A 14,112-nucleotide genomic window follows, 5' to 3' on the forward strand; every position below is an offset into this window, starting at 1 on the left:
AACCTGGAAGTTAAGCCCTTCAGCGCCGATGGTACTGCGATCGGGAGGTCGTGGGAGAGTAGGACGCCGCCGGACTTTCACACTGTTAAGGGCCATCCCGTGAGGGGTGGCCCTTGGCATATCCACAGCCAAAATCTGTGGCCGTGCGGCCGTGCGGCTTCTAAGCTCTGCGAATGGCGGAGCTGATTCTGATCGTGGGACTGCCGGGCGCCGGCAAATCCACCCTCGCCCGTGAGCTCGAGCTGGAGCGCTCCGCGGTTCGGCTGACGCCGGACGAATGGATGGCTCCGCTGTTCGGTGCTGGCGAGGCGGACAACAAACGCTGGGTGCTGGAGTCCGAGCTGCTCTGGTCTGTCGCGGCTCGCGTTCTCACGCTGGGCGGCAACGTCATCCTCGACTACGGCTGCTGGGGGCCGGATGAGCGTGATCTCTTCCGCTCCCGTGCCAAGGATCTAGGTGCCGAGACCGAGCTGATCGTCCTGGACCCGCCGCTGGAGGTCCTTTGGGCGCGACTAGCGGCCCGGAACGCGAATCGGCCTGCGGATGTGTTCGAGATCAGCCGATCGGAGCTGGAGGAGTACGACGGCCTCTTCGAGCGTCCGACCGCAGAGGAGTACGCGACCTGGGATCGCTCAACTTTCCGGAGCGATGCCGACTAGCGCGGCAGCCGCGCAGATGTGCACCGGAGTCAGGTCCGCCGGCGCGACTGGCGCCTGAAGCAGCGTCCCGCGCTCGAACGGCGTCAGCTGGATATCGATCCCGTGCGCGCCGGCCACCATCCCGCGGACGTACGTGAGCCAGCCCATCATCGGGATCCCGCGCCGGAACACCCCGGCCGCGGCGGCCAGCTCGGTGTCGGCGATGCTGGCCCACTCCGGCTCCCAGATCGACACGACGGCACGGAGTACCTGAGCGAAGCGCTCAGAGTGAACGAGGGCGTCCTCGTCGCTCCAGTGCAGCGTGATCTGGTCCGAGACCGTGGTCAGCGTGCCGCCCATCGACAGATCGAACAGCCACGGCAGGTCACCGGTGCTCTGCAGATGCAGGCGCGTCGTGCTGGAGCCGTTGGCGAGCACCTTGGTGGTGGCCTCGACCATCTCCTCGAGCGGGATCGAGCCGTCCGCCTCCAGGACGTGGTACCCCCACCGCTCGTCCTGCGTCCAGGCGTGGACGTCGGGAAAGGCCACCGCGACGGCCGTCAGCGTGCGATCCACCCGGAGCGCGCGCTGCTCGACGCTCTCGTCGCGATGGGCCCACTGAGCGCGCAACAGCCACGATGCCATTCACGCCCTCCGATCGTGAGCCGGCCGATCCTGCGCAGCAGACGGTACGCCGGTGGTCGGATGGTTGGCCAGAGTTCCGCCTACTCGGCGTGAAGAGCCTGAGCGGTTCTCCGGAGCATCCACCCGACCAGTCTGCGGCACCGGTGGGTCGGAGGTGACCACCGGGGTCCGGTTTTAGTAAATAAGCATCCGAAGTACCTCAGCTTTTCGGGGTCGCCGCGAGGAGCCCACCCAGTCCACTGGCCTGGGTCCGCCAGTCCCGGACGCCGCCCGCGGCCCACCGCTGGCCGAGCCGATTCAGCGCGTCCCGGTCGGACTGCCAGATCGAGTCGGCCTGCCGCTGCGCGTACGTCTTGTACGCCGAATCGCCGGTGCTGTCGGCCAGGTCCATCAAGTACCGCATGAAGATGCCCTTGAACTGTTTCTGGTTGTCATCACACGTGCCGGCCGCGTCGCAGGACTCGGTCAGGATCCCGCCGGGGCTGAGTAGCGACGACGAGATCGCCGCGTCGCCGAGTTGCCGCGCCTTCGCCAGGATCGTGCTGTCGCCAGTCGCCCGCCACAGCTCCAGCGCCCCACCGATCGCCAGGCCCTGGTTGTAGGTCCACACGGTCTGCCCGTTGTTGCCACAGGATCCGTTCAGGCCGTCGTTCACCAGGCCGGCCGAGTTGATCATCCCGCTGTTCTTGAACCAGTTCCAGCTCGTGGTCGCCCGCTGCAGCCAGAGTGTGTCGCCGGGCAGCCGGTTGTGCAATGCCGCGGTCATGCGGATGTACAGCCCGACTGTGACCGCGTTCTTGTAGGTCCGTTCCCGGTCCCACCACACGCCGCCGCCACACGACCCGGTGTCCCAGTAGCCCTGGACGTAGTTCGCGATCGTCACAGCCATATCCAGGTATTTCCGCTCCCCGGTCAGGTCGTAGGCCTGGATCCACGCGATCGCCCACCACTCGGTGTCGTCGATCGCCCGGGAGATGAAGTTCCCCTCCAGCGCGTCGCCGCTCTTCACACCGGCCGGGAAGACACCACGGTTCTTCTCGTACATCTCATTGACGATCCAGCGCAGGTCCGTACGCCGGGCGCGCTGCTGGTAGTCCATCACCGTGGTCAGCGCGACCGCGGAGTTCCACCAGCTCGACAGCCACCAGGCGGTGTGCGGCTGATAGGAGTACATCAGCGCGTCAGCCGCGGCGCCGAGCCGATCGGACGCCGGCCGCGCCCACGCCGTACAGGCGCCGTTCTGCCCCTCGACGGCTCGGCCGCAGGCACGGACGACGCCGCCGTACAGCTTGGAGCGGGGGTCGGTGCTGGCGTAGAGCTTGGTCCGCGCCGAGGTGGCACCGGCGCTGACCGCAAGGCGGCCGAGGGAGGAGCCGCCGGGCCAGGAGGCTCCTTCGTTCCATGAGCGGTCCAGCCAGACCTCATCCCCGGCCTTACCGGTGTCGAGCGTTGCCCAGGCCATACCGCGGTTGTCGATGTGCAACGCAATCCGGCGGTTCGCCAGCGTGGCCGACGGCACCGGCTGGTTGTCACCGGACGGACCGTCGCTGCCGTCGCAGGCGGCTGCACAGACCGACGGATACGCCCAGGCAGTGCAGTCCACGCCGGCGGCGTCCCCACAGGCGCGGATCATGCCGCGGCGGTGTCCACCCGGGTCGGACAGGTTGTACATCAGTGTGCGCGTTCCGGTCCATCCGGACGGGATCCAGGCCTTGCCGAGGAGGCCCTCCCAGGTGGCGCCGCCGTCCCAACTACGGTCGAGCCAGACGGAGTCGTTGGTTGACCCGTTGTCGATGCTGCCCCAGGCCATCCCGTCCTTGTCGGAGACGTGCAGGACGACGCGGCGTCCGTTGAGCACCTTCTCGGGGACTGGGAACAGCTCCTCCTGTGCACGCGATGGATCGAGCGTGTCGCAGGAGACTGCGCACACGGCAGCGGCAGCCGGAGCCGGAGCGGCTGGCGGTGTCTCAGCCGCCGCACTAGTAGGTGCGAGCAGCGCCGCTAGCAGACTGGCCGCGGCCGCCCAGGTGATGAGTCGCATGTCAGCCTCCAAGGCCGGACTGGTCGGTCCACGTCGCGTCGGCGTTGTAGCTGCCACCGCCGTCCCAGGCGTTCGCCCCGGAGACCGTGGCGATGTACACCAGCTCACTGGCGTGCCTGACGTAGTACGTCGGGTAGTTGATCGACTGGAGGGACACGTTGCCGGCACCTCCGGCCAGCGGCGGCTGTGCGCAGAACGTCGCGTCCTTGCGGAACGTCTCAGACCCGTCGCTCGCGGCCTTCTGCAGCCGATAGTTACTGTGCCGCAGGTACTGACCGGGGAAGTTCGCCGACTCCAGCGAGTAGCAGGTGCTCTCGGCCAGCCCGGCCCGGACGACGAAGCTGGAGTCCTGTCGGTCGGACAGTGCGGAGCCCGCATCAACCACATCGGTCCGTGCCAGCCCTTCCCGATGCCGGAGCACCCGGTTGGTGTAGCCGGCGGTCGTGACCCGGAAGGTGCGCGACTGGCCAACCGTCAGGCTGGCTCCGCTCTTCCACCAGGCCGGCACCAGGTTCCAGGTCGAGTCGTCGCGGAACGAGCCACCGGTATCACCCTCGACCCACACCTCCGAACTGCGGTGCCGCAGGTACTGACCAGGTCGCGCTGCCGATTCCAGCGAGGTGCCGCCGCCGCTCAGCCCCTGCCGTGCGCAGAACGTCGCATCGGCCGCGAACGTGCCGCCGGTGTTGGCCTCTTTGTAGACACGCTGGTCGCGCTGGCGTAGGTACTGCCCCGGGAAGTTCCGCGACTCGAACGAGAAGCAGCTGCTGTTCGACAGACCGGCACGCACCCAGAAGCTTGCGTCCTGCTTCAAGGTCTGACTGCTGGCGCCGTCGACGACCTCGGTGTTCGCGACGCCGCCCGTGTGCCGCAGATAGCGGTTGGTGTAGTTCGGCGTGGTCACGCGGAACGAGACGAGCTTGCCGGTCGGCAGACCGGTCCCGTTCGCGGCGGCGAGCACCTGCTGATGGACGGCGCGGACGCGCGCGAAGTCCATCTTCTGCACTTGACGGTCGTAGGTGAAGAAGCCGTTGATCTCGTCCTCGACGTCGGTCGGCTCGGTGTAGACCGATCCCGACAGCCCCGAGCCGTTGATCAGGTCGGGCAGCTGGCTGGTGATCTGCGCGTACCGGTTGGTCAGGGCGTCGCTGGTCGGGAGCATCTCGTAGGCGAAGCTGTTGCCGCTCGGCCACTCGTGGCCGGGAACGTGCAGGCCGAGGCCGCCGTACTCACCGAGTTGCAGGATGCGCGTACTGGACGGCGACCGCGCGAGCCCGGGGCCGACGTACATGTGGTCGTCGATGACATCGCCGTTGCCCGGGTCGGGATCGGAGTCACAGCAGTTCGATCCGGAGTTGTGGTTGACCAAACGGGTCGGATCGAGGCTCTTGACCAGATCGGCGATCCGGCCGGACTGGAACTCGCCCCAGCCCTCGTTGAACGGGATCCACTGCACGATCGAGGTGATCTGCTTGTGGTTGTCGATCATTCGCCGCAGCTCGGACTCGTACCGCGCCTCGCCGGTCGCCGACGCGTTCCGGCCGGCCACCAGCGACGGCATGTCCTGCAGGACCATCAGCCCGAGCCGGTCGGCCCAGTAGAACCAGCGCGCGGGCTCGACCTTGATGTGCTTGCGGACCATGTTGAAGCCGAGCGCCTTCTGCTGCTCCAGATCGAACCGCAGCGCGGCGTCCGTCGGCGCGGTGTAGAGGCCGTCGGGCCAGTAGCCCTGGTCGAGTGTGCCGAGCTGATAGACGAACTTGCCGTTCAGCGTCGGCCGCAGGAAGCCGCCGATCATCGCCTTTCCGACCGACCGCATCCCGAAGTACCCGCCGACGGAGTCGCTGCCGAGCGTCACTCTGAGGTCGTAGAGGAACGGATCGTCCGGCGACCAGAGCCGCGCGTTCGGGATCGGCACCCGGAACGACGTACCGCTGACGCCTGTCGCTTCGCCGACGACCTGGCCGCCGGACAGGACCTGCGCACGGACCGGCTGCCCGGCAGCAGAGGCCTGGACGTTCAGATCGAGGCCGCCGGCGGCGACGTTCGGCGTGGTGTCGAGGCGTTTCACCCAGGTGGCCTGGGTCGGCTCGAGCCAGACGGTCTGCCAGATCCCGGACGACGGCGTGTACCAGATGCCGCCGCGGTTGAGCCGTTGTTTACCGAGCGGGATGTCCTCGACGTCGACCGGCGCCCAGACGCCGACGATGATCTCGTTGCTCCCGGCCCGCAGCGCGGAGGTGATGTTGTACGAGAACGCGTCGTACCCGCCCTCGTGCGTGCCGAGCAGAACGCCGTTCACCCACACCTTCGACTGCCACATCACCGCGCCGAAGTTCAGCTGGACATTCCGGCCGGACCAGCCGGCCGGGACGGTGAAGTTCCGCTTGTAGTACATCCGGTTCTCGTGCCGCATGATGCCGGACAGCGCCGACTCGATCGGGTAGGGGACCAGCACCTCTTCGGCCAAGGTGCCGCCGATCGGCGGGTTGTTCAGGTTGCTGGTCGGCGCGAACTGCCAGACGCCGTTGAGGCTCTGCCATTCGGTCCGGGTCAGCTGCGGCCGCGGGTACTCCGGCAGCGGATTCGTCACCGAGACCTGGTTCGTCCACGGCGTCGTGAGTGGCGGCGGCTTCGGCACGAAGGCCTTGGCGGGTGTGGGGACCAGGAACGCCGCGAGTACTGCGATCACCAGCAGCAGCACTCGCAGCGGCAGGGCATGACGGGACCGGGCGGAGTTCATCTGGGTCTCCCTGGGGCGGTAGGGAAGAGAGCGCTCTCACCCGTCAGTATGGCGACGAGGTCGAACAGGTCAAGAGCTCAGATGATTGTTTCTGTGGGAAAGTGTCCGACTACGTGAGAGTTGGCGAGGCCTCCAGCGTCGGCGTGGCGCCGCGGTACGACTCCAGCCATTCGCGCAGCAGCTCGACCCGGGCGGCGTACTCCTCGTTGCCCTTGACGACCGGCGCCTGGTTGTAGGCCATCGTGTCCGAGCTGCGGCGGAGCTTGACGTAGAGCCGGGACGACGCGAGCGCGTACCGCTCCATGTCGTCCTGCAGCGCGCCGATCACCGTGATGTTGCGGTCGCGGCCGATCTGCTCGAACAGCGCGACGGCCTCCCGGCGGTGCTGGGACCCGAGGTTGCGGCCCAGCTCGTCGAGGATCAGCAGCAGCGGCCGGTCTGAGCCGCCGGCCAGCGCGGCGGCGCAGACCAGCTTCACCGCCTTCTCGTCCATCTGCGCGGTGTTGCCCTTGACGTTGAACGCCGAGAACGGGCCGCCCTCCGAACGCCGCCACTTCGGCGTGACCGTCCATCGCCAGGGTTTGTCCGGCTCGGCGGGCGGGTCGGGCTCGGGGAATTCGAGCTTCGCGCCGTAGCCGCCGTACTGCTGGTCGAGCCGGTCGAACTCCTGCGACACCAGGCGCAACCGCGCTTTGATGCCGTCGGCAAGGGAGGCACGGTGTGCGCGGGCCGTGCTCTCGGCCTCGCCCAGACCCTCGCGGGCGCGTTCGAGCGCGGCATGCCGCTCGGCGCGCTGAGTCGCGATCTGCTGTTGCTGCAGACTGTCGAACGTCTCGTGCTGCGCAAGATGGCTGCTCAACGTCCGGTGCAAAGCCGGGACCAGGCCGACGCGCGCGCCCAGAGTGCCGCTCGTCCAGCCATCCGGCCCGCTCAGGATCTCCCGCAGCTCGGCCGGGATCTCCTCGCGGGCGCCCGCATTCGGGAAGCACCGGCGGATGACGTCGTCGAGCTGCGTGCACGCCTGGTGGTTCCAGTCGGCTGTCGTACGTCGTTGCGCGTCGTCGGGCAGCCCGCGGACGAACTCGTCGGCCTCGGCCGCAGTCCCGCCCCACGCGGTGACGCGCGCGGTCAGATCGAGACCGGCCTGCTCTTCGAGCAGTCGCAGCCGCCGCGCGGTCAGGTCGTCGAGGATGCGTTCGTGGTCGCGCCGCGTGGACTCGAGGTTCTTCAGCCGTTCGTCGCGGACGAGCTGCTGACCGGCGGCCGCCTCGGCGGACTCCTTCGCGGCCTGCAGCTGCGGAGCGAGCGAATCGCGATCGTTCTCGTGGCGGTCGATACTCTCGCGCAGCGCCAGGATCTGCTCCTGGACGGCGTCCGCGTCGGCGAGCGCGCGGGCGGCCGCCGTCCGGCGCTCGGCCTGCTCGACCCGGGCGCGCGCCTGCTCCAGCGCGGCCGCGGCGACAGCGCGGGCGGCGACCGCGGCGTCGACGCGACGGCCGGCCGCTTGAATCCGCGCCGTCCGCCCAGTCAGCGGCTCGTCGAACTGGCCGACCGCGACGACACCGGCGACGTCGTCGATGTTCTCCTTCGAGGCTCGCTCGGCAAGCGTCGCGAAGAACGCGTCGAGGGTGAAGCGCTCGTCGGCCGAAACCGGCCAGCCCTTACCCCGTTTGGCTTTCGCGCCGGGCCGATTCGCCAGCACGAGCAGGAACCCGGCATACCCGGCGTCCGCCAGCGCGGTGGACGCGACCACGGCGTCACCGGCGTCGATGACGACGGCCTCCCGGTACGGCGCCAGCCGCGGCTCCCACTCGGCCCGCTCGGACTCCGGCAGCTCGGTGATGTCGGTGAGCGCACCGCACTCGAGCCCGGCCGTCTCCAGAACCTGTTGCTGAGCAGCGGAAACGGTCTGACCGCTCTCCGCCTCGCGCAGCTCGGCTTTCGCGGCATCGACCGCGGAGCGAGCCGCGTGGTCCTGGCCGATGTGCTCTTCGAGCGCCTCCCGCGCCTCGGCCTGCTCCTGGCCGGCCGCCTCCAGATCGCGGCCGTCCGCCGAGCGACCGGCGTCCAGCAGCTTGCGATGCTCCTGGCCCAGCCGCTCCAGCTGCTCGCGGACGGAGCGCTGCGCGAGATCGAGCTCGCGGTCCCGCGCGTCGAGTTTGTCGCGCTCCTGCCGGGTCAGCTGGACGTCCCGGAGCAGCAGCTCCTCGTTGCCAAAGGCATCGATCTCGGTATCGACCGCCTCGCGGCGCGCCTCCTGCTCGGCGACCCGCTCGTCCAGCGTGCCGAGCTCCTCCAGGATCTCGGCGTTGCGCGCGTCGCCGTCGATCAGATGCCGCGCGTTCCGCGCCAGCCAGGACTCCTTGGCCGCGGCCAGCGCGTTCCGCGCGGCGCCGCGCTGCAGGATGCCCGCCTCGACGGCGGCCATCTCCTGCTCCCAGCGCTGCAGATCGGCTGTCGCTTGTTTGGTCGCCTCGCGCTGCTTGTGCTCGGCCGAGCGATGCGCCTGCTCCTGCTCCAGCTCGTGGTCGAGACCGGTCAGGGTGGCGATCGCGTTGAAGATCCGGGCCGGACCGAGCTCGTTCAGCGGCTCGGCCAGCAGGTTCGCCGTCGGGCTGGACCGCACCGACGTCGACAGGAACGAGACACAGCGCACCTGGCCGCCGTACAGCACGGTGGACAGCTTGTTAGCGTGGAAATCCGTACGGCCGTTGGAGTGCGGCAGCGCGGCCCAGAGCGCGTCGGCGCCCGCGGCCCGCTCGGCCTCGGTTGCGCCGTACGGGACGTGGAGACCTTGTTTCCAGCGCAGATCGAGGTACGACGCCTTGCGGTTGATCCGGATCCAGACGGTGATCGCGGCCGCCTCGATCTCCTCGAGCTCGGTCAGCGCGGGATCGGAGAAGACGCCGACGATGTAGCCGCGGTCGACGTTCGACCAGTTACCCTCCTGGCCGGCGGCCTCGGCGGTGAACAGCAGCTCGGCCGCACCGGGCGCGCCACTGGTCAGCCGCCACTGGTCATCGGCGTGCAGCAGGCTGAGCGCCGCGATCCAGGACGACTTGCCGGCGCCGTTCGAGTCGGTCGGGCCCTGACCGGCCACCGTGACGAGGCCTTGGCCGACCATCGGGATCGGGTGCGTCGACAGCCGGGACAGGTCGACGACCTGGACACCGAGCAGCACCTTCGACCCGAGGATGTCGAACGGACCGTCCTCCACCGCGCTACTCATGCGACTCCTTCTTCCGGTTCCGTGCTGGTCGCGACATCCAGCGCCGTGGCTGTCCCGTTGCGGGCGCGGATGGCCTCCGCGATCGGGCTCGCGGGGGCGGCGGCCAGGATGAGCTGGTCCTGCAGGCGGCGCCGGGCCGCCGGTGTCAGCCGCTGCAACTGCGGACCGGGGATGTAGCTGGGACCACCGGAGTGGTCGCCGGACAGTTGGATCAGACCGGCCGCGCGGAGGCGCTGCAGCGCGAGCCGCCGCTCCTCGCCGCTGATCCGCGTCGTCCGCAGCTCGTCGACGGTCGTCGGGCGGGCCGACTTCCAGCTGTCGCCGGTCAGGATGCCTTCGCTGCGCGGAATCGCGACCGAGTGGACCAGCACCAGAACGAGCACGGCCCGGTCGACGACCGGCAGCGGCTGCCACCCTTGGGCGGTGAGGGCCTCGGCGATGTCGTCGGCGTACCCGGCCGTCCAGTGGGTGCCGTCGACGTGGACGAGCGTGCGCCCGATCAGCTTCAGCATCTTCTGCACCTGACGGCGCAAGGTCACGTCGCGCAGCCCGGCGAGCTGCACCTCGGCCACCGGATGCGCGGCGTACTGGACGGCGCTGAACGCGGCGAGCACCTCGTCCCGGGCGCGGTCGCTCAGATCCTGCAGGAGCGGATCGAACAGCGCGTGCTGCTCACTCATCAGCGGCCTCCTCGGACTCGGCCGCGAGAACCGGCGCCGGCTCGGGCTCGACAGCCGGCTCCGCGAGGACGGCGGGCGGCGGGTCGGGGAGGTGGCGGCACAGATCTCGGAGAGTGGCCTGATCACCGGCGTCCCAGGTGATGACGCGCGGACCGAGCCGAACCTCGCCGGCCTTCTCGTTCCACCTGATCCAGTGTGTCGCGTGCAGGCGGCGCAGGCTGCCGATGATCAGGGTCAGATCGCTCGACTGCTCGGCCCGGCCACGCATGGCGGCGTACACGGATCTGATCTGGACGAGCGTCCCCGTCGTACCGGGCCAGGCGGAACCGCTGCGATCAGTCCAGCAACAGGTCACGCAGATCGCGAGTACACGAGCGGTCTCGTTCGGCTGTTCGACGGCGACCGGGGGAGCGCCCAGCTCTTCGAGAACCGTGTGCCCGGCGCCGGTCGGCATCGTCGGAACGAGCCACACCTTCGCGCCGTCCGGCGTCGCGGCGCGGGTCAGCCCGGCCACCGCCGGGGTGTCCGGCTCGACCTCGAGCGGGCCGGCCGACTGCACCTTCGCCCACCACAGCGCGTTGTAGAGCCGGCGCTCGACCGCCTCGGACGGCGTACTCATCGCGCCACCCGCCGGAACACGCCTTCGGTCGCCCACGGCGTCCCGGCGGCCGGATCGATGCGCATCCCGTCGGACCAGACCAGCTCGTAGTCGAGCTCGTCGTGCAGATGCGCGGCGGTCAGCTCAGCCAGCACCCGCCGGGCCGTCACCCAGTCACCGGCGTCGTCAATGACCTCGACGATGTCGACGGTGGGCCGACCGGCCAGCACTCGCTCGGCCTCGGCCCGCAGCTCCTCACGGTCGGTCGCGGCCGCGGACTCCGGCGCCTCCACCTCGCCAGTCGGCCGAGGCGGCGCCATCCGCGCCGTACCGGAGCGACGGCCTGTTTCGACCGCCTCAACCATCGCCTGCGGTGAGAAGTCCGGCGCGGCGGCGTCGAAGATCAGCCCGTCCAGGACGGCGGCCAGCGCATCCGGCTCGCTACCGCGAGTGAACGTCAGCCAGGTCTCGATCGGCAGCAGCCCGAGCGCCCGCGTCGTCCCGGCGCGCTCGACCAAGCGCCCCGCGGCCAGCTGGACGGCGTCGGCGTACGCCGCGAGCGACATCCGCAGCGAGGTGCAGGCGCGGTGCAGCGTCGGCCAACGACCCAGGACGATCCGATGCACGGTCTCGGCCTGCTCGATCAGACGCTCGTTACCCCAGGCGAGCTGCGCGTTCTCCCGTAGCTGCGGTGTGGTGCTGGTCGCGACCAGAATCGCCAGCTCGTTGCCGAGCAGGCGGAAGACCTTGGTCAGCCGCTCGATCGAGGCGAGCCCGTCGTCCTCGGTCGACTTCGGGTCGCTGACGCTGTGCGCCTCCAGGGTCAGCAGCTGGTGCAGCTCGGCCTGCCCGCCCTGGACCGACATCCGGCGCAGGAACATCAGCATCACGTACGGCGCGAACGCCGCCCGATGGCGCAGCTCGTTCGGCCGGTCGACGAGTTTGGTGATCGCGCCGTACTGCCGCAGGACGTCGAATCGGCGCACGATCACGTCATGCGGGTAGGCCCGGCACGCCAGCGTCGCCTGCTCCACGGTGAGCCCGTCGCTGCCGGCTTCGGCGAACGCGTCCAGGATCGCCTGATCGGCGTCCAGCAGGTCCGGATCGACGATCATCGCCCCGGCCTCGCGGGCGAGCACCGCGAACACCTGACGGTAGACGCGCAGCACGGCCGCTTCGGCCTCCGCGTCCAGCAACGTCGCGTCCATGCTCACTCCTCCCGTGCGGCGCCGCCTCGCGAGCGAGCGGCAACCAGGAAAGGGACTCTAGCCACCGACCCCGACAGACCAAAAACCGGCCACGCCGAGCCTGTGGAAAACTCGGCGGCCCGCTCCGGCGGTTCGCGGCCCGCGGCCGCCGGGACGGGTGGTGGGACAATGGCGCCGCCATCGAGATGAGGAGTGAGTCGTGCCGTTCGAGCCGGGTGAGGTTGTCGCCCCGTCAGACCCGCGGATCGTGCTGGAGGGGCAGTGGGGACACCAGCCGGGTGTCGCGATCACGGTCAATTCCGGGTCGCGGTTCGCGTTCTCCTTCGCGGGGGAGCGGGTCCAGCTGCTCTTCGACACGACCGGCTTGACGGTCGCCCCGCACCTGTGGATCACGGTCGACGAGGGTGAGCCGCAGCTGCACCTGATCGAAGACTCGGTCATCGAGGTGTCCGCGCCGACCGGTCGGCACCAGGTCCTGGTTGTGGTCAAGGACGTCAACGAGCACGCCAACCGCTGGAACCCGCCCTTCGAGAGCGCGGTGGTCTTCGCCGGCCTCGTCCTGGACGTGAACTCGCGCCTGCGCCTCAGCGGCCGCCCGGGCGGTCCGCGCCTGGAGTTCTACGGCGACTCGATCACCCAAGGCGTACGCGCTGTCAGCCCGGACATCGAATCGGCCGGCGTCGACGGCTCCGTCTCCTACGCCTACCTGACCGCGCGAGCCTTCGGCGGGACGTCGCACCAGGTCGGCTTCGGCAGTCAGGGGATCGTGCGGCCGGGCAACGGTGAGGTGCCCGCCAGCCTGGACGCCTTCGGCTGGAACTTCGCCGGATCCCCCGCCGAGCGGATCGAGGCTCCGGACGTCGTCGTCGTCAACCTCGGCGTCAACGACCCCGACCTGACCGCCGAGCACTACGCCGCGTACGTCGTCCGCGTCCGCACCGCCTACCCATCGACCACCATCGTCGCCCTCACCCCCTTCAACGGCGCCCACGCCGAGACAATCGCCACCGCGGTCAAGTCCCTGGACGACGCGGCCGTCGTCCTGATCGACTCCACCGGCTGGATCACCGAGGACGACTGCACCGACGACATCCACCCCTCCACCGCCGGCCACGCCAAGATCGCCGACCGCCTCGTCCCGGCCCTCGAAGCCGTCACCCCGCTGCGCCGCCGCTGATCCCGATTCCCCGCACGCGACCTGGGTACCGGGCGGTCTTCACCAGACCGCCCGGCGGGTGGTCGAGTCGCAGGTCAGCAGGAGCCACACAGCCACGACGGCAACGCCGACTCCGTGGCGCGGGTTTTAGAGCAGAGAGCGACTGGACCCACTCCTCACCACCCGCCGAGCCCCACCCAGGAGGCAACCCATGGGCGCCGCGCTCATCATCCCCGTCCTGATCATCACCTTCGCCGCCGTCGCCTACATCCTCTGGGTCGTCTACGCCTCGAGCCGCGGTGCCGCCTCCCTCGCCAAGGACAAAACCGCCCACGAAACCGCCCCCCACCGCGAAGGCGACCACATCAGCACCACCCCGCCCACCGACGATCACCGCCCATAAACCGGCGCCATAACCCGCCCCAACTCCACGAGTCCCTTGGTCGTCGGTCCGTAGATCTGCACGAATGTGGCACCGACCCGGAACTCCAGCAGACCGGGTTTGGACAGGCGGCCGCCGTCGCCGACGTCGACCGGATCCCCGTCGTAGCCGACGTACTTAGCCGGCTCGGATCCGGATTTGCCGGCGTGCAGCACGATCGTCGCGTTGGCCGATCCCCAGGCGCAGAACCTTGCAGTCCCCGCGGTCCCGCCGCGCTGCATAGTCACCTTCGCGCCAAGCGTCCGGGCCGCCGCGGTAGCCCCGAGAGCACAGTCGGGATGCTCGACGATTGCCCGCTCAGGCTGGATTCCTCCGGGCAGGGCCTTGATCGCGCGCCCGATCGACTCCAGTTGGGCGTAGTCGTCGAGAAAGCCTTCCTCCTGCCGCATCATGATCAGCCGGCCGCTCGCGCGAAAGGTGAGCGCGGACTCGTCGAACTTCGGTCTGTGCGACCAGGAATCCGGCCCGAAGACGGACTGTGCGTACTCGGCGCCGTTCTGCGGGTCCCGTTCGTGTTCCGTGCGCCATTGGATGACCTTGGCGGCGCTGACCGGAACCACCGACACTGAGACGCGCACGCGGTGGTACTTGTCGTTGAGGTCGACCAGATTGCAGCTGGCTGTCAAAGGGACGACAGACCGTGGCAGCGCCGTCTCCGCCCTCCACTTGCCTGCGATGACTGGCTGGACGCGTTCGCAGACTGAGCCGGTGGGGTTGGGGGTTGGTGAGGGG

The 14,112-nt window shown here is 69.4% G+C and carries 11 protein-coding genes and 1 rRNA gene; 4 read left to right on the forward strand and 8 right to left on the reverse strand.

Features of this window, described 5'->3' with window-relative positions; genetic code table 11:
• Positions 1–75: ribosomal RNA gene (gene rrf, locus ACZ6ZD_RS31095) — 5S ribosomal RNA — on the forward strand; the annotation flags it as partial.
• A 98-nt stretch (positions 76–173) separates the two neighbouring features.
• Entirely contained in the window at positions 174–659 is a 486-nt protein-coding gene (locus ACZ6ZD_RS31100) for a P-loop nucleotide/nucleoside kinase family protein (protein WP_465677493.1), read from the forward strand.
• Here the strand turns inward: ACZ6ZD_RS31100 and ACZ6ZD_RS31105 are convergent.
• From ACZ6ZD_RS31105 to ACZ6ZD_RS31135, 7 genes are all read right to left on the reverse strand, one after another.
• Positions 633–1,283, reverse strand: a complete 651-nt coding sequence (locus ACZ6ZD_RS31105) for a hypothetical protein (RefSeq protein ID WP_465677494.1) — start codon at positions 1,281–1,283, stop codon at positions 633–635. The genes ACZ6ZD_RS31100 and ACZ6ZD_RS31105 overlap by 27 nt on opposite strands.
• 199 nt (positions 1,284–1,482) lie before the next feature.
• The gene (locus ACZ6ZD_RS31110) at positions 1,483–3,324 is read right to left on the reverse strand and encodes a glycoside hydrolase family 76 protein (protein WP_465677495.1); all 1,842 of its coding nucleotides are present in this window, start codon (positions 3,322–3,324) and stop codon (positions 1,483–1,485) included.
• Position 3,325: 1 nt separating this feature from the next.
• On the reverse strand, positions 3,326–6,067 hold the full coding sequence (locus ACZ6ZD_RS31115) for an AbfB domain-containing protein (RefSeq protein WP_465677496.1): 2,742 nt from the start codon (positions 6,065–6,067) through the stop codon (positions 3,326–3,328).
• 109 nt (positions 6,068–6,176) lie between these two features.
• Complete coding sequence (locus tag ACZ6ZD_RS31120; RefSeq protein WP_465677497.1) at positions 6,177–9,296, reverse strand: coiled-coil domain-containing protein; 3,120 nt, start codon at positions 9,294–9,296, stop codon at positions 6,177–6,179.
• Positions 9,293–9,976: a hypothetical protein gene (locus ACZ6ZD_RS31125; RefSeq protein WP_465677498.1), complete on the reverse strand. Its 684-nt coding sequence runs from the start codon at positions 9,974–9,976 to the stop codon at positions 9,293–9,295. The genes ACZ6ZD_RS31120 and ACZ6ZD_RS31125 overlap by 4 nt, the downstream gene beginning before the upstream one ends.
• Positions 9,969–10,595, reverse strand: coding sequence for a hypothetical protein (locus ACZ6ZD_RS31130; RefSeq protein ID WP_465677499.1), 627 nt, complete (start codon positions 10,593–10,595; stop codon positions 9,969–9,971). Before ACZ6ZD_RS31130 ends, ACZ6ZD_RS31125 begins: the two co-directional genes overlap by 8 nt.
• On the reverse strand, positions 10,592–11,782 hold the full coding sequence (locus ACZ6ZD_RS31135) for a hypothetical protein (RefSeq protein ID WP_465677500.1): 1,191 nt from the start codon (positions 11,780–11,782) through the stop codon (positions 10,592–10,594). Before ACZ6ZD_RS31135 ends, ACZ6ZD_RS31130 begins: the two co-directional genes overlap by 4 nt.
• A gap of 199 nt (positions 11,783–11,981) precedes the next feature.
• Between ACZ6ZD_RS31135 and ACZ6ZD_RS31140 the strand changes: the two genes are divergently transcribed.
• Positions 11,982–12,959 (forward strand): GDSL-type esterase/lipase family protein, encoded by a 978-nt coding sequence (locus ACZ6ZD_RS31140; RefSeq protein WP_465677501.1) that lies wholly within the window; start codon positions 11,982–11,984, stop codon positions 12,957–12,959.
• 190 nt (positions 12,960–13,149) lie between these two features.
• Positions 13,150–13,341, forward strand: coding sequence for a hypothetical protein (locus ACZ6ZD_RS31145; RefSeq protein WP_465677502.1), 192 nt, complete (start codon positions 13,150–13,152; stop codon positions 13,339–13,341).
• On the opposite strand, the gene ACZ6ZD_RS31150 is transcribed toward ACZ6ZD_RS31145, so the two are convergent.
• Positions 13,329–13,958 carry a hypothetical protein gene (locus ACZ6ZD_RS31150; protein WP_465677503.1) on the reverse strand — a complete coding sequence of 210 codons (630 nt, stop codon included), beginning with the start codon at positions 13,956–13,958 and terminating at the stop codon, positions 13,329–13,331. The two genes, ACZ6ZD_RS31145 and ACZ6ZD_RS31150, sit on opposite strands and share 13 nt — an antisense overlap.
• Positions 13,959–14,112: the final 154 nt, after the last annotated feature.

The sequence above is a fragment of the Kribbella sp. NPDC104218 genome, assembly GCF_055584105.1.